We start from the raw sequence: 15,885 nt of genomic DNA, 5'->3' as shown, positions 1-15,885 counted from the left end.
GGAAGGTTTCCAGTCCAAGGTTCAGGATGCCTACGGCAATACGTTTGAACTGGAGAATGGGGACGTGGTTCTGTACCACGCCAACAAATCGAGCCGGGATGATTTTCAATCCCGAGTGACGCATTGATGGAAGAATGACTCGAAGACCAGGCAAGCCGGAGTACCTCCGGCTTGCCTATACCTAGATAAGCATTCATCCGCGGAATAAAGTGTCCGTATGGAGTACTGCATATCCACATTATTTACCCTACCTCTTCTTCCAATTCTAGTGTATAATCAACGTTTAAGAGTTTCATATAATAAGCATTTAAAGAGGGCTTTTCATACATAATCATGTCAAGAAATAGGGTTGACGCGGAGGTGTCAGCTTTTTTTCTATGAGCTGCTTGCGGTATCAAGGAAAATACATAAATAGAGAGAAAGTTGAAGTAGGAGGACGAGAGAAATGTGGTTTGTCTTTGCTATGGCTGCGGCAACATGCTTTGGGATGCGGGGAATCTTGTACCAATGGACGTCCCAGCGTCCGCTTGATCGGAATTTACTGTTATTTGGCGTTTATTTGTCGGGAACTATCATAGCACTGGTCAGCAATGTGTTTGCAGGTCAAGCCTGGAATAATGGAGCGATCATCGGTCTGTTAATGGGCGGATTCTCCTTCATCGCCAATGCTTCCATGTATAAAGGCTATGCGGTTGGCAAAGCATCGTTGATCGCTTTATTCACCGGACTTCCGCCCGTGGTTGTAGTGATTATGGCATATCTGTTGTGGGGAGAGACGTTGAATCTGTGGCAGATTGTTTCCTTTGTCGTGGTTATTCTCGGACTGTTGCTAATTAAGTACTCCCAGGATTTAAAGCTGGGACAACTAAAAGGCATCCAATGGGGGATTCTGACCATGTTATTCTTTGGCATGACTGATCTAACCTCCAAGCAGGCTACGCTGTCGGGTGCGTCTACGCTTCCCTTGTTATCCGTGATGTACGGAACGGGAGCGGTGCTGTTTGGCGCGCAGTGGGCCATAAGCCAGTACAGAACCTCCAAGCAGGTGGCCATTAGTGCAGTCACAGAGACTGAAGGCTCTGCATCGAGTGCAGCTTCTCCTGCAACAGCTTCCACTCCTGTGCAATGGAGCCGCGGCAAGACGCTGAGCTGGGGGCTGTTTGTCGGGATCTCCAATATCGCCGGCATGATCTTCCTGATCCCGGCTTTTCGTGGGGGAGTGACCGGGATCGTCTCGGCGATCAGCGCCATGAACGTTGTGTTCGTATTGCTGTATGCCCGATTCTATCTGAAGGAGTCGATGGCGCGGCGTGAGGTCTTGGGATTGTCAACCGCGCTGATAGGCATTTTGCTACTGCGTTTACTAGCTTAGCGCAACAAAAACCCGGAAGTGAAGCCTCCTTTCTAACAAAGGTGCTTCTCTTTCGGGTTGCTTCATCATTTGATGTCTACTCAGGCTCTATCTCCAAAAACTTCTCACGCATTTGCTTTAGTGTATCCGAATCCTTATAACCGTCCTTGGCCGCGGCATCCATATATTGCTTGAGCTCCCTAAGAAGCTGGCTTTGGCTGGCCTCAGTTTTACCAACATAAGCATTATAGGTCTTCTGAGCTTCATCATTCATGATATGGGTGGAATAGTCGAATAATTGGCTATTATCGCTTCCGAAGAAAATAGCCCCCTTATACTGTTGAAACAAGACCTTCATTTCTTTAGAACGGGGAGAGGAAGGGTAATTTGTCATGAAGTCCTCGGCATCAAGCGCTCGATTCAGAAGCTCTTCCAGGCTGACGGCAATCGCCGCGTCACGAAGCGCCGGTGCTTGGGTGTCCTTGGCCTTTAGCTTGAAATAAGCGGCGATATCCTCATTAATTTCATCCTCGTATGGAGTATAAGTCTCGTAGTCGATAACTGGAAAGAACATCCCCTCAACGGAATAGAGAAAATAGCCATTGTCTTGTGTCTCCGACAGCAAATCTTTCAGCTTGCCATCCGGTAAATGGGAGATGATGTCTTCTATACTGCGCGTATAGGCACCCTTATCGGCCAGCTCCTGCAAAATGTCTTCTGCGTAATAACGTTCTTCAAGGGCCGGTGCCGCTTGTATCTGCGCGTTCTCAAGAGAGAGAAGCATTTGCGTGGCCTGCTCTTTAGCTACCTCATGAATATGCTCCTGAAGGTAGCTGATCGCCTCTGACAGCTTGCCATTGCTCTGCAGCAATGCGTTATACTCGGCTATCACCTTCGCAGCTTGATCCTCTTGATCTGTAAGGGGATTATTCTGTTTATTGGAAGGGTCATTCTGTTCACTTGCATTTTCATGGTTCTGAGCATTTGTATTTAGTTCCGGATCTTGATGCTTGCTGCTGCAGGCAGTAAGCGCCAATACCGTGGCAAGGGCCAGCGTTATCCTCATCAGCTTCTTATGCAATGTAAGATTCCTCCTTAGATGGGATGCCTTTTAGTTATCATAACGCTGGCTTACGGCCAAAGGTTGCAGCTATTTCCTAATGTATGACTTCATTTCATAAAATGAGAGATGACGAATACAGCAGGAGAGTTCCAATAGATCGTGACCTCATTGCCAGCAAAGCTGTCCTGATGATCGATATAACATTGCGCAGGAGCTTTGCCTTGCAAATGTTCCATCATATAATCGTCATTAAGTCCATGATTCGGACCGCCAGCCACCAGGCCGGGCACCGGCTCATCAACCTTGTCCCCGACGGAAGGGCGATGATGAGGATACATGACAGGGCGGTCCCCATACCCGGTAACATAGCTTATATCCAGCACGTTACGCCCAAGCAAATAATGCACATGCTCCAGCGCACAAGCTTCGTAATCTCTCTGTTCGCTGAAATGACTGGCCAGCAATAACAGCATAGCCCGATTCATGACAACCATATTGCTGCCCCAGATATAGTCCGTCTCCTCCAGGGAGATTAGATAACCATCTACAGTACTGCGGCGAATTGATTGGTCTGCTTCATTGAATAGTCCGCTTAACAGAGAGGAATGCTGCTCCTGATCAACCTCAAAGCTATCATTCAGCAGATAGGCGATCGTTCCATACCCGCCCATATCTGCCCAACCGAGCTCATACTTGGGAAAAGATTTTCTCGCCAGCTCCAAAAAGGCGGTGTGGTAAACAGCCTCTCCGGTAGTTCGATACAGTTCGGCTGAGGCCCAGTAGCGCTCATCCAAATCCAGGTTGTCTCCGTATTCTCCAGTATATACATCCATAGGATTTCTAAAGCCTCGAACGTCCGGATGTTCTTCAAGCCAGGACCATGCCCGTCTTGCTGCCTGAAGGCAATGCTGTGCAAATTCAGGATCAAAGGGCTTGTAAATCCGGCAGGCCATAGCCATAATTCCGGCGAAGCATCCGGTGGCCGTGGCTGAGACAGGAAGGAAGTACAGATCATCCCGGTCATTTTCCGGCATTATATTAAGCGCAGGAAAATATTTGGTCGTGAGCTTATGGAACACGCCACCGCTCCGTTTATCCTGCATTTTGAACAGCCATTCCAGTTCATAACGGCATTCATGCAAAATATCAGGCATTCGTCCGTCCGTCTCCGGAATAGGAATAGCCTGCTGAAAAGCCTCCGGACGAAGCTCATAGGCGAGAAGCAGATCAGCGACGGCCTTGGCTCCGGGTCCGGAGTATTTGCCGTAATCTCCGGCATCATGCCAGCCTCCGCAGCTGTCCAGCCTGCGCGAAGGATCATCGTATACGATCCCTTCCTGAGTATGGCAGGCTTGATGTGTCCACGCTCCGGCATATTCCCCCTTCAATTCCATACCGCAGCGGAACAGATAAAACGCTCTTAATAGCCCGCGGTGAACCTGTTCGTAGGGGCGCTCTGAAATGGTGAAAGCTGCTGACCTGCGGCCATTGAGCTCAATATGATATATCCCGGGTGTAATCCAGCTGGAGAAGTCGGCCTGAGAGATAGATACACCAGCCACTTGATCCACAACGGGATGTGTGGTATTCCCTTCAAGCACACTCTCTCCGCGCTGATCGTCAACAAGATGGAAAATCCCGCTATCGTTAGCAATAACGGCGACCTTGCTAGAATGCATAGGATAGCCGACTTGATTCACGGAAATATTACGTTGCTCCTGTCCGTTCATTGTTCTCACCCTCCACTTGTGTAATCGTTTTCATATATTAAATCCAGTTTCTGTTAGCCTCATCCTCATCCTTACATGTTCAGGGCGGCTTGGCAAGACTTCTTATTAAATCATTTCCCTTCATTATTATGAATCACGCCCTGCCAGAGGACTGTTCATCCTTAGTCGGCTCATGGTACGATTGCATATAATTAGGGGAAGCTAAACCCTGACATCATTATTCGATCAGTGAAGGAGTGAAGGATTCATGGATGCTTTTTTTTCCTCCGGGGCGATATCCGGCTTTGTCCTTCTATCTTTTCCTCATATACTGGCGCTTGCCGTCGTGCTGCTTTTGATTCTAGGCTTATTTCATACGAGAATTGCAATACGCAATCACCCAAGGTTAAGAAGAACCATTCGCTACGGCTTGGCCTTGTTATTGCTCTTGTCTGAGGCCAGCCTGAATATCTGGTATTTGTCGCAGAACATCTGGGATGCCCGATACACGCTGCCGCTTGAGCTGTGCAGTCTTACCCTGCTGTTGTCTATCATTATGCTGTTGACGCGCAGTCGCTGGCTTTATCCCTTTCTGTTCCTTGCCGGAATCGCGGGCGCGCTTCAAGCGCTAATTACGCCTAATTTGTCGTATGAATTTCCGCACTTTCGTTATTTTCAATTTTTCATCTCTCATGCGGCGATTATATTAGCTTCGTTATACATGACCTGGATCGAAGGCTACAAGTTGAGCTGGAAGTCCGTCGCTTGGGCGATGCTCTTGCTGAATATTTCAGCGGCGGCAGTATGGGGAGTGGATTATGCGATCGGGGCGAACTATATGTTTCTGGCCCATAAGCCGGATACGGCATCTCTGCTCAATCTATTAGGCCCGTACCCGTATTATTTGCTGGCGGAGGAAGGAATTGCCCTGCTGATGTTTATAATATTGTATATCTTCTTTTTCTTACTTCCCGATAAAATAACGCAGCATAACCACAGCAGGAAAGGAGCTCGATCCTCATGAAGGAGATACCCGATCATTTGCGAACCGGATTATCGGTCGTATTCATAGGCTTCAATCCCAGTCTGAAATCAGGGGAGGTGGGTCATCATTATGCCAATCCGCGCAATAACTTCTGGCGAATACTGTATCGTTCGGGGCTGACCCCTCGCTTGTATACGGCTGCAGAGGATCATGAACTGTTGGAGCTGGGATACGGCTTCACCAATATAGTATCCAGGCCGACGCGTACGGCGGAGGAGATCACCCGTGAAGAATATACGCAAGGCAGGCAAATTCTGTGCGATAAGCTTGAGCTGTATCGTCCGCAGGTGGCTTGCTTTGTCGGAAAAGGGGTATATACGGAATTTAGCCGCCGTTCTCAAGTAGAGTGGGGATTCCAAGCGGAGCCGATCATCGAGGATGTGCAGGAATTTGTAGCCCCCTCCTCCAGTGGGTTAGTGCGGATGCCAATGGAGGAGATCATTACTATTTATAAGGGGGTGTTCAATAAGCCCCCTTTTGAACCCGATGCCGAACTGTAAGTCTATTCGATAGCGAATCTTGAATCCAGCCGGGCCCGATGCTCACGAACCAACTACGTACGTTCCGCTCCTCAGTCCCCAGCTTTATCCAACCTTCTCGGGGCTGAAAAACCAAGCTTTTTGAACATTTACTAGAGGTGCAGCTACAGGGACTATGCTTTACCCAGGGAATCACAGCGGACAGACGGCGCATGAATCACGAATCACCAGACTGGTGGGAACGATAATTGACGGGGGAGGCAAGTTAGGTGAATGGATCATCTCATTCAAGGAACGGATCGCCTGTTCTCCCAGAGTGAGAAAATCCTGCTGAACCGTCGTCAACGCAGGCTGGGTATGCCGGGACATCTCGATGCCATCAAAGCCGATGACAGACAGATCATCCGGAACCGATAGCCCGGCTTCAGCGGCGGCCTCCATTACGCCAAGTGCAATCATATCAGAACAGCAGATGACCGATGTCGGTCGATTGCTTAGCTTCAGGAATTCCTGCATCGCGGCATACCCCGATTCCTTGCTAAAATCCCCAATGGATATGTACTTTGGATCATAAGGCAGGTCAAGCTCCTGCAATGCTAACCGGTAGCCCTCAAACCGCTGCTTCCCGACATAGGAATCGAGATGGCCGTTGATGAAGGCAATCCTTTGATGCTGCAGTTGATGCAGGTAGCGTACGGCCATCTTGATGCTGTCAATATTTTCGGAAGTAATATATCCGGCACGTGGTCCGGTGAAGTCCATATCTATAAACATCGTCGGAATGCCGGACTGCAGCATTTCCTCAAAATTCAGATCATGGCTCTGGAATCCGAAGATCAAGACCCCATCGACATTGCGGCTCAGACAATGCTGCACAATACTATAGTCCGAGCCCATATCGAACTGGACAAGGTAGAGCAGATCGTATCCGGTTTCTTTTAGTGCCTTTTCAAGTCCGACGACTACTCTGGAGAAGAATGGGTGGGTTAACCCGGTAGTTAAGAACATCCCGATCGTTTTCGAATTTCCCTGAACCAGCCCGCGGGCCGTATGATTGGGAATGAATTGTTCATCACGGATCACTTGCTGTACGCGTGCTCTTGTCTTCGGACTGACATGGGGGCGATTGTTAATAACCTTGGACACGGTTGTTATTGATACACCTGCAGCTTTTGCAATATCATGAATATTTTTTGCCATACATGCCACCTACCTAGCTTCTTTCTATCATCTTTCCCTGAATAATAACTCAAGGATAGCTGTTCTATGTGCATTTTGCAATTTATTTCGGAAAACGTTTTCTATACAAATTATTACATGTATGCTATAATCATGAACCAAATCCATATACATTTTGATAAACGCGCGTTCACTTTATTGAAACCGCTTTTATCAGGGGAAGTGAATTAAATTAGTCTATGAAGAAGGGAGAGAAATTGGCAGCAGAAAAAAGCACTAAGGTAGGGTGGAAGAAGTCCATAGCTTGTTTTGCTCTTTTCGGAAAACGTTTTCCGAATAGTCTCATCATTGATTAAGACATTATCAAAACTTGATTTATGGGAGGGCTGAGGGTGAGAAAGAAGCTCAGGAAGCGAATGATAGCTATGATGATGACTTTGGTGCTATTAAGCTCGCTTGTGCCAATGATGGCTGCTGCGGAGCCGGAAGGCAGTGATACAGGTCATGATTCCAGCTTGATAGCGGCTCCGGCGGTAAAACCGTCAGTAGGGGGCGCATTGCAGATTGTCGAGATTGACGGGGAGAAGACACTTGCCGATCAGAGTGGGAACCCGATTCAATTACGGGGAATGAGTACACATGGCTTGCAGTGGTTCCCGGAAATCATTAACGAAAATGCCTATGCCGCTTTGGCCAATGATTGGGGAGCCAATGTGATCAGGCTGGCAATGTATGTGGGTGAGAACGGATATGGTACCCCGGCGAATCAGGAAAAGATCAGGCAGAGGGTGCTCGACGGAATTGATTTGGCCATTGTTAATGATCTGTATGTAATTGTGGATTGGCATGTGCATGCACCGGGGGATCCGAGGGCGGATATATACAGCGGTGCCATGGATTTCTTCAGAGATATTTCTTCGCTTTACCCGAATAATGAACACATCATCTATGAATTAGCGAATGAGCCAAGCCCGAATAATACAGACGGTCCAGGAATTCAAAATGATGAATCCGGGTGGCAGGCCATTAAGGAGTATGCTGAACCGATTGTAGAGATGCTGCGTCAGGGTGATGCACAGAACAACATTATTATTGTGGGTACTCCGAACTGGAGTCAGCGTCCGGATTTGGCTGCGGATGACCCGATCCAAGCGGATAACATTATGTACACGGTTCATTTCTACACAGGAACGCATATGCCTGCTGCGGATAGCTCTGATAGATCGAATATTATGAGCAATGCCAAATATGCGTTGGAGCAGGGTGTCCCGATTTTTGTCACGGAATGGGGGACGAGCCAGGCGAGCGGGGACGGCGGGCCATATCTGCAGGAGGCTGATCAATGGCTTAGCTTCCTGAATGAGAACAACATTAGTTGGGTCAACTGGTCGTTAACGAACAAGAACGAGACCTCTGCGGCCTTTATGCCGCTGGAACTCGGCAAGCAGCCGGCAACCGCTCTTGATCCCGGGGAGGATCAGGTCTGGTCTATTCCCGAGTTGACCGTGTCCGGTGAATATGTGCGGGCAAGAATCAAGGGGATTGCGTATGAGCCGATTGACCGGAATAAGTATTCTCAGGTTTTATGGGATTTCGAAGACGGCACGACGCAGGGATTTGGGGTCAATGGAGACAATCCGAATCGAGAGAGCATTGCATTAAGCAATGTGGGTGATGCTTTGCAGATTACTGGAATGAACGTGAGCACGGATACAAGCGAGGATAATTATTGGGCCAATATCCGCTTATCTGCGGATGGCTGGGGGAAGACGGCTAACATCCTGGGCGCAGAACAATTGACTATGGATGTTATTGTGGACGAGAAGACGACGGTATCCATTGCGGCAATTCCGCAAGGACCTTCATCAGGATGGGCGAACCCGGAGCGGGCGGTACAGGTGAATAAAGATGATTTTGAGCCTTATGGCAGCAATAAATATAAAGCTGTCCTCTCCATTACGACAGAGGATTCTCCTTCATTTAAGACGATCGCTGAGAGTGCAGAAAATAATGTGATGAACAATTTGATTCTGTTCGTTGGGGCGAAGGATACGGACATAATCTCGCTCGACAATATCACAGTGACAGGCACCAAGGTGGAGCTTCCGGTTATTCATGCTCCGAAAGGAACGGCCGCGCTTCCTTCTGATTTCGAAGATGGTACACGGCAGGGTTGGGAATGGAATCCGGAATCTGCGGTCAAGAGTCCTCTCACGATAGAAGAGGCCCAGGGCTCGCAGGCTCTTTCCTGGGAGTTGGCTTATCCGGATGTTAAACCATCCGATGGTTGGGCATCCGCAGCAAGGTTAGATTTGTATAAGGATGGACTTATTCGTGGGAATCATGATTATGTCATGTTCGATCTGTATCTTAAGCCTGAACGGGCAAGCGTGGGAGCGATGGCGATTAATCTCATATTTCAGCCGCCTGCTGCCGGATATTGGCAGCAGGCTCCTGCGAGCTATAATATTGAGTTCGATCAGTTGGCAGGAGCTGCGGTAACGGACTCCGTGTACCACTATCCGGTCAGCCTTAATATGAGGGAAATAGACGGAATCACGGACGATACGGAGCTGCGAAATATGATTCTTATTTTTGCAGATGTAGATAGTGATTTTGCGGGAAGAATGTATATCGATAATGTCAAATTTACAGATGGATCGGATGTTGTGATACCGACGGTACCCGGTGGACTGGAAGCGAAGGCAGGCGACGGATCTGTAGAACTGAGCTGGGAAGCAGCTGCAGAGGCTCAATATTATAACGTGAAGCGTGGTGTTCAATCGGCCGGGCCTTATACGACAATGGCAGCTCACCTTCAAACGACTCGTTATAAGGATACCGGATTAAGCAATGGAACCACCTATTATTATGTAGTGTCTGCTGGCAACGAAGCGGGAGAAAGCGCGAATTCGGTAGAGCGGCAGGCTACTCCTTATAATTCAAATAACGGTGGCAGCGGTAATAATGGCAATTCTGGCAGCAGCTCCGGGAATAGCAGCGGCGGCAGCAATAGTGGCAATATCTCTCCGGAGGGTTCAGGAAGCGAGATCATCGTCCTTCCAGGGCCGGATCAAGACGGCAAGATTGCTGTGGAAATCGCCAAAGAGGCAGAAGAAGCGATTATTGCTGCGAATGCGACGGGGATTGCCGATAAAACGGTCATTGAGCTGAAGAGCGAGGATTTCGTACTGCAATTGCCGGGGACAGTCTACAAACAATTGCAGGCCCTGTTAACAGAGGAGCAATTGAAGAATGGAACTATCACGGTTCAATTCAGCCGAATGACAGAGGGCGACCGTGCACTTTTATTGGATCGGATTAATGGTCGGGAAGAAGTAGATGTGCGTACGGCAGGTGCAATTTTGAATTTCTCGCTATCTATCTCGGCAGGGAAAGACTATCCTGTACTGAAGCCGGATCGATTTGTGCAGCCGCTTATCATGACTTTAAATGTAGATACCGGCGTAAATAAGGATTTGATCGGGTTGTACCTTATCACTTCCGACGGGCATATTAAATATATTGGCGGGACGACCCAAGTTGGCAAGCTGATAGCAGATCTGATTACAAATGGGGTATATGGACCATTAAGCTATGATCTGTCCTTCAGCGACGTTGCCGGAACGCATTGGGCGACGCCCGTATTGAAGCTATTGGCCGCGAAGCACATTATTGAAGGAACGGGCGCAGCTCAATTTGCACCTGAGAAGTCAATCACTCGCGCAGAATTTGCGGCCATGATCGCCAGGTCGCTAAGGCTTGAAGCAACAGGCGATGCGGAGGTGACATTTACCGATGTAGCAGCTTCTGATTGGTATGCGGAAGCCATCGCGGCGGTTAGTGAATTGGGGATCGTAAACGGGCGCAGCGCTTCGAGCTTTGAACCTGGAGCGACAATCACCCGCGAGGAGATGGCTGTCATTCTGGTTCGTGCCTACGAGTACAGCAGGGGGCAGGTGGCTTCGGCGGGAGCTGCGGGGGCGTTCGCAGATCAAGCGAGCGTTAGCTCCTGGGCCCAGGAGGCTGTAGCCGAAGCGCATGCGCTTGGCTTCATGACGGGGCGGGCCAACGGCCAGTTTGCACCACAGAGCAAGGCTACCCGGGCTGAGGCTGCTCAGGTAGTTGCCAGATTGATTAACGGATAATTGAGGATCAAGGTTATTGCAAAAGGGCTGCTTCAGGGTCGATTATGGCCCAGAGGCAGCCCTTGTTCGATGCAGCCGGTAGTCATCGCGTTAAGCACATTGTGCCCAGTCGGGAGGTTGCACGCCTGCTTGACTTAAACGGTGTATCTTTGTAAACCGGCGAATAATCGCTAAAAAACTGCATTATTACATCTTTCTCGGTGAATAGGATAGGTCAGTTGGAAATGACTTCTTTCTATCGACTATTTTACAGTAGTATGCTATTATAGAGTCCTGATAACGTGGTAACGAACTAAAGCGTTTAGACTGAATCTTAAACTGGAGCAATCATTCGAGAGCAGGCGTAAGCGAGCTAAAGATCAAAATAATATCAACATATTTACCATGGTTATTCCGATTATCGAGTATTACGGGGGAGAGAGAAATGATGAAGAAGACGGGATTAATTAGCCTAATCGTAGTGGCAATGTGGGTGGCCTTGGCCGGATGCGGCGCATCGGGATCAGGCAAGAATGAGAACAAGCTGGTGATCGGGATCGATGATCAATTTGCACCGCTTGGATTCCGGGACAAAGATAATAATATCGTAGGCTTCGATATAGACTATGCTAGAGCTGCTGCGGAGAAGATGGGGAAGGAAGCGGTGTTCCAGCCTATCGATTGGAAGGCGAAGGAATCCGAGCTGAAGAGCGGCCGGATTGACTTGATCTGGAACGGATATACGATTACAGATGAACGCAAAGAGATGGTGCTGTTCACGAAGCCTTATCTGGAGAATAGCCAGGTGATCGTGACGCTGGCGGATTCGGAGATTGCCGGAGTGGATGATCTGGCAGGCAAGGTTGTTGGTCTGCAGGCTCAGTCGTCGGCTGCCGATGCGTTGGATGCCAATCCGATCAAAGACAAGATCAAGACCGTATCTGAATTTTCCGATAATGTCCTGGCATTAAGCGACCTCAAGACGAAGCGTCTTGATGCGGTAATTATCGATGAAGTGGTAGCTCGCTACTATTTATCGCAGGAGGAAGGGACCTTTAAGATTCTGGAGGAGTCGCTGGCTCCTGAACTCTATGGTATTGGCGTGAAGCAAGGCAATGAAGAGCTGCTGACCAAGCTGCAGCAAGCACTTGATGATCTGAACAGCGATGGGACTGCGGCGGAGATTTCTAAGAAATGGTTCGGCGAGGATAAAGTGCTGAAATAGATCGTGAGGGGACAATAGATATGAGCTTGGATTACATCTTAGAGATCATCGGACCTATGCTGGAAGGCGTGAAAATGACGGTGCTGCTGTTCTTTCTGGCCATCATCACGTCCGTTCCACTCGGATTCCTCGTCACCTTAATGGTGAAGAGCCGAATTAAGCCGCTGGCAGGGCTGGCGCATATATATATTTACGTCATGCGGGGAACGCCACTATTGCTGCAAATGCTCGTTATTTGCTTCGGATTGCCTGTCATTCCGGGGATTGGACAGTATTTGGTCATGGATCGCTTCGTCGCTGCGTGTCTGGCCTTCACCTTGAACTATGGCGCTTATTTTGCTGAGATATTCCGCGGCGGCTTGCTGGCGATCGATCGGGGGCAGTATGAAGCGGCTCAAGTATTAGGCTTGAGTAAATGGCATACGACGACGCGAGTCGTGCTGCCGCAGATGTTCCGAATCGCTCTCCCGGCGGTAGCCAATGAATCGATTACCCTTGTGAAGGATACTGCTCTGCTCTATGCCGTTGCCGTGCCGGAGCTGCTGCATTTTGCCCAGACAGCGGTGAACCGCGACTTTACGATCGTGCCTTTCTTTGTGGCGGGGGTTATATATCTATTGATGACGCTAGTGTTGACCTTGCTGTTCAAAGCACTTGAGCGGAAGCTCAAATTCGAATAAAAGGACGTAGAATCGTTATGGCAATCATAGAGGTTATGAATCTTAGTAAATCGTTTGGTGCCGTGGATGTGCTGAAAAATGTATCCTTATCGGTCGATGCACAGGAAGTGGTTGCCGTCATCGGTCCGTCGGGTTCCGGGAAGAGTACGATGCTGCGCAGCCTCGCTCATCTGGAGAAGATCGATGGCGGCAGCATTCAAATTGGCGGACAATTTATGGTCAAGGATGGGAACTATTCTGCCGCCCCTAAGGTGAAGGAGATTACTGCACGAATGGGAATGGTGTTCCAGCATTTCAATCTGTTCCCTCACTTGACGGTCCGCGATAATCTGGAGCTTGCGCCCCGGTTAGTGAAGAAGCTTCCCGCTGTAGAACTGCGTAATAGAGCTTCGGAGTTGTTGGAGAAGGTCGGGCTGCTTGATAAGGCGGATGTCTATCCGGCTAATCTATCCGGCGGGCAGAAGCAGAGAGTTGCGATCGCAAGAGCGCTAATGATGAGTCCGGAGATTCTGCTCTTCGACGAGCCGACATCGGCGCTTGATCCGGAGCTAACCGGCGAAGTGCTGGAAGTTATGAAGCAGCTTGCTGAGGAGCATATGACGATGATCGTAGTTACGCATGAGATGGGCTTCGCGCGTGAAGTTGCCGATCGGGTCATGTTCATGGCCGACGGTGAGTTCATTGAAGCAGGAACTCCGGAACAAATATTTGATCATCCACAACAGGAGCGGACAAAAGCATTTTTAACTAGAGTATTATAGGAATAAGAAGCGAGAATCGGCTGTTTGAGCAAAAACATACAACGGGGCGCCATAGGTGCTTCGTTTTTTGCTCTGGCAAGAATCTGAATCTGTATTTCTTATATCATGGGATGGCCAGGTCGGTTATAATAATTGAACAATTACCCCCTACACCTCTAGTAAGGAGAATCATATGGGACAATCCAGAATGAAGCGGCTGAACGTCGGGATATTTGCGCATGTGGATGCGGGAAAGACAACGACGACAGAGCATATTTTATTTGAGAGCGGCCGGACCCGGGAATTAGGAAGCGTGGACGAGGGGACGGCTTTGACTGATTCAATGGACATAGAGCGGCAGCGTGGTATCTCGGTGCGATCTGCGCTTACTTCATTTCATTGGAACGGCGCTCAGATCAATTTGGTAGATACACCGGGGCATGTCGACTTTTTGTCCGAGGTGGAGCGCTCATTGCGCGTGATGGACTGTGCTGTCCTGATCGTGTCGGCTGTGGAAGGAGTACAGGCACAGACGGAGATGATTTGGAACGGCTTGCGCAGACTGAGGATTCCTACCTTATTATTTGTGAATAAAATGGACCGGGTTGGAGCTGATGCGAAGGCGGTATTGGAGCAAATTCGCAAGCATCTCTCGCCTGATATCATACCGCTGCAAGTCCCATTGGGGAGGGAGCAGGAATTCCGTGGCACGGTGCTTCTCCTAGACGAAAATTCGGCAAACGGTGGGGAATCGCCGGCAAATCATCAGCCTGAACCTGGGGTCAACGGATTAAAGCAAACGGTTGAAATTAGGACTGACGAGGAAGAGCGGAGTTTTGAACAAGCGTACGACCGACTTTGCGACTTTCTCGCGGAACGGGATGAAGCCTTATTTGAAGCCTACCTGGACAATGAACCGGTTCCGGCAGATCGCTGGATGAGCACGATGAGTGAGCTGACCAGGAAGGCGCTTATTTTTCCGGTCATGTATGGAGCGGCATCGCGGGGGACAGGCATCGCAGCTTTGCTGGATGCCATCGTACAATATTTGCCTGATGCGGGCGGCAATCCGCAAGGGGCTTTATCCGGCATCGTCTTCAAGATAGAACGGGACAAGACGATGGGGCGGATGGCTTATGTTCGTGTATATGAAGGGAGTATGCGCAACCGGGATATCGTATATAACCATACGCAGGGCATACAGGAGAAAGTGACGCAAATCCGCAAGGTTGAAGGAGGCCGCACCGAGGATTTAGGGCTGCTGGAAGCGGGAGATATTGCCGCCGTTTGTGGTCTGACACAGGTCAGAATCGGAGACGTGCTGGGGGGGCCAGAGGCAATTCCGCCGGAGGCCCATCTTGCAGTACCACTGCTTACGGTCCGCGTTCACTGGGCGAATGAGGAACAATATCCGCAGGTCGTTCAGGCACTGCAGGGGCTGTCCGATGAGGACCCGTTGCTCGATGTGCAGTGGCTGCAGGATGAGCGTGAGCTGCATGCCAAGGTGATGGGACCGATACAGCTTGAAATACTGAGCAGTATTCTGGAGACGAGGTACGGATTAGCCGTAACCTTTGGTCAACCCTCGGTTATTTACAAGGAGACGCCGCTGCAGGAAGGTGAGGGCTTCATCGCGTATACAATGCCTAAGCCTTGCTGGGCAATTCTGCGCTTCAAGATCGAGCCAGGGCCTCGGGGCAGCGGCCTGGTATATGAATCACAGGTCAAAAGCGAGGAGTTGCTGGCGCAATACCAGAACGAAGTACAGCGGCGAGTACCGGAGGCGCTTATGCAGGGACTCTATGGATGGGAAGTAACCGATTTGAAGGTCACTCTGGTATATGGCCAGCATCATGTATGGCATACTCATCCGCTTGATTTCGCTGTGGCGACGCCCATGGGGATCATGGATGGATTGACGAATACAGGAACAGCCTTGCTGGAGCCCATGCTGCGTGTGCGAATCATCGTCCCGGAAGAGAACGGTGGCCGGGTCATGAACGATCTGGCACAGATGCGAGGTACCTTCGAGCCGCCTGTGCTGCAAGGAGAGCGAATGCTGATTGAAGGCAGGGTTCCGCTTGCGACATCGATGAATTACCCGGTAGAGCTTAGTTCCTATACGAAAGGACGCAGTACATTCGCTTCCTTCTTCGACGGCTACGAGCCCTGTCCGCCAGAAGTGAAGGCGGTAAGACAGCGCCGAGGTGTTAATCCGCTGGACCAGGCAAAATATATACTTAGCGTCAGAAAAGCGCTGCAAGGATGATATCCATCCTGCAGCGCT

11 protein-coding genes are annotated in these 15,885 nt (G+C 49.6%); 8 read left to right on the top strand and 3 right to left on the bottom strand.

What is annotated here, in order from left to right:
- The first annotated feature begins 445 nt into the window (after window positions 1-445).
- Window positions 446-1,372, top strand: a complete 927-nt coding sequence (locus DMN77_RS20430; RefSeq protein WP_179016163.1) for a DMT family transporter — start codon at window positions 446-448, stop codon at window positions 1,370-1,372.
- A 76-nt stretch (window positions 1,373-1,448) separates the two neighbouring features.
- Here DMN77_RS20430 and DMN77_RS20425 read toward each other — a convergent pair whose 3' ends face one another.
- Entirely contained in the window at window positions 1,449-2,432 is a 984-nt protein-coding gene (locus tag DMN77_RS20425; RefSeq protein WP_179016162.1) for a hypothetical protein, read from the bottom strand.
- 89 nt (window positions 2,433-2,521) lie between these two features.
- Window positions 2,522-4,144, bottom strand: a complete 1,623-nt coding sequence (locus DMN77_RS20420; RefSeq protein WP_179016161.1) for a glycoside hydrolase family 9 protein — start codon at window positions 4,142-4,144, stop codon at window positions 2,522-2,524.
- 247 nt (window positions 4,145-4,391) lie between these two features.
- Between DMN77_RS20420 and DMN77_RS20415 the strand changes: the two genes are divergently transcribed.
- Together DMN77_RS20415 and DMN77_RS20410 are read left to right on the top strand one after the other, a co-directional pair.
- A complete protein-coding gene (locus tag DMN77_RS20415; protein WP_068782392.1) occupies window positions 4,392-5,147 on the top strand; it encodes a YwaF family protein in 756 nt (251 codons plus the stop codon).
- Window positions 5,144-5,668, top strand: a complete 525-nt coding sequence (locus DMN77_RS20410; protein WP_068782391.1) for a mismatch-specific DNA-glycosylase — start codon at window positions 5,144-5,146, stop codon at window positions 5,666-5,668. Before DMN77_RS20415 ends, DMN77_RS20410 begins: the two co-directional genes overlap by 4 nt.
- A 171-nt stretch (window positions 5,669-5,839) precedes the next feature.
- Here DMN77_RS20410 and DMN77_RS20405 read toward each other — a convergent pair whose 3' ends face one another.
- The gene (locus tag DMN77_RS20405) at window positions 5,840-6,847 is read right to left on the bottom strand and encodes a LacI family DNA-binding transcriptional regulator (protein ID WP_068782390.1); all 1,008 of its coding nucleotides are present in this window, start codon (window positions 6,845-6,847) and stop codon (window positions 5,840-5,842) included.
- Window positions 6,848-7,218: 371 nt separating this feature from the next.
- Between DMN77_RS20405 and DMN77_RS20400 the strand changes: the two genes are divergently transcribed.
- The 5 genes from DMN77_RS20400 to DMN77_RS20380 all read left to right on the top strand — a co-directional run bounded on the left by DMN77_RS20400 (window position 7,219) and on the right by DMN77_RS20380 (window position 15,867).
- Window positions 7,219-10,974, top strand: a complete 3,756-nt coding sequence (locus DMN77_RS20400; RefSeq protein ID WP_179016160.1) for a carbohydrate-binding domain-containing protein — start codon at window positions 7,219-7,221, stop codon at window positions 10,972-10,974.
- A gap of 427 nt (window positions 10,975-11,401) precedes the next feature.
- Window positions 11,402-12,178 carry an amino acid ABC transporter substrate-binding protein gene (locus DMN77_RS20395; protein ID WP_179016167.1) on the top strand — a complete coding sequence of 259 codons (777 nt, stop codon included), beginning with the start codon at window positions 11,402-11,404 and terminating at the stop codon, window positions 12,176-12,178.
- Between the two features lie 20 nt (window positions 12,179-12,198).
- Complete coding sequence (locus tag DMN77_RS20390; protein ID WP_126996343.1) at window positions 12,199-12,858, top strand: amino acid ABC transporter permease; 660 nt, start codon at window positions 12,199-12,201, stop codon at window positions 12,856-12,858.
- 17 nt (window positions 12,859-12,875) lie between these two features.
- Window positions 12,876-13,619 (top strand): amino acid ABC transporter ATP-binding protein, encoded by a 744-nt coding sequence (locus DMN77_RS20385; RefSeq protein WP_218653062.1) that lies wholly within the window; start codon window positions 12,876-12,878, stop codon window positions 13,617-13,619.
- A gap of 172 nt (window positions 13,620-13,791) precedes the next feature.
- The gene (locus DMN77_RS20380; RefSeq protein WP_179016159.1) at window positions 13,792-15,867 is read left to right on the top strand and encodes a GTP-binding protein; all 2,076 of its coding nucleotides are present in this window, start codon (window positions 13,792-13,794) and stop codon (window positions 15,865-15,867) included.
- The last annotated feature ends 18 nt before the right edge of the window (window positions 15,868-15,885 follow it).

Origin of the sequence: Paenibacillus sp. 79R4, from assembly GCF_013393165.1 — a bacterium.
In the GTDB taxonomy this organism is placed as follows: Bacteria; Bacillota; Bacilli; order Paenibacillales; family Paenibacillaceae; genus Fontibacillus.
Note: the sequence above shows the minus strand (reverse complement) of the source record. Positions and strands in the feature narration are given on the sequence as shown.

Bases quoted from the DNA above. Each gene is read 5' to 3' on its own strand.
- DMN77_RS20410 (WP_068782391.1), top strand. From the start codon at position 5,144: ATGAAGGAGATACCCGATCATTTGCGAACCGGATTATCGGTCGTATTC.
- DMN77_RS20420 (WP_179016161.1), bottom strand. From the start codon at position 4,144: ATGAACGGACAGGAGCAACGTAATATTTCCGTGAATCAAGTCGGCTAT.
- DMN77_RS20395 (WP_179016167.1), top strand. From the start codon at position 11,402: ATGAAGAAGACGGGATTAATTAGCCTAATCGTAGTGGCAATGTGGGTG.
- DMN77_RS20385 (WP_218653062.1), top strand. From the start codon at position 12,876: ATGGCAATCATAGAGGTTATGAATCTTAGTAAATCGTTTGGTGCCGTG.
- DMN77_RS20390 (WP_126996343.1), top strand. From the start codon at position 12,199: ATGAGCTTGGATTACATCTTAGAGATCATCGGACCTATGCTGGAAGGC.
- DMN77_RS20380 (WP_179016159.1), top strand. From the start codon at position 13,792: ATGGGACAATCCAGAATGAAGCGGCTGAACGTCGGGATATTTGCGCAT.
- DMN77_RS20405 (WP_068782390.1), bottom strand. From the start codon at position 6,847: ATGGCAAAAAATATTCATGATATTGCAAAAGCTGCAGGTGTATCAATA.
- DMN77_RS20415 (WP_068782392.1), top strand. From the start codon at position 4,392: ATGGATGCTTTTTTTTCCTCCGGGGCGATATCCGGCTTTGTCCTTCTA.
- DMN77_RS20430 (WP_179016163.1), top strand. From the start codon at position 446: ATGTGGTTTGTCTTTGCTATGGCTGCGGCAACATGCTTTGGGATGCGG.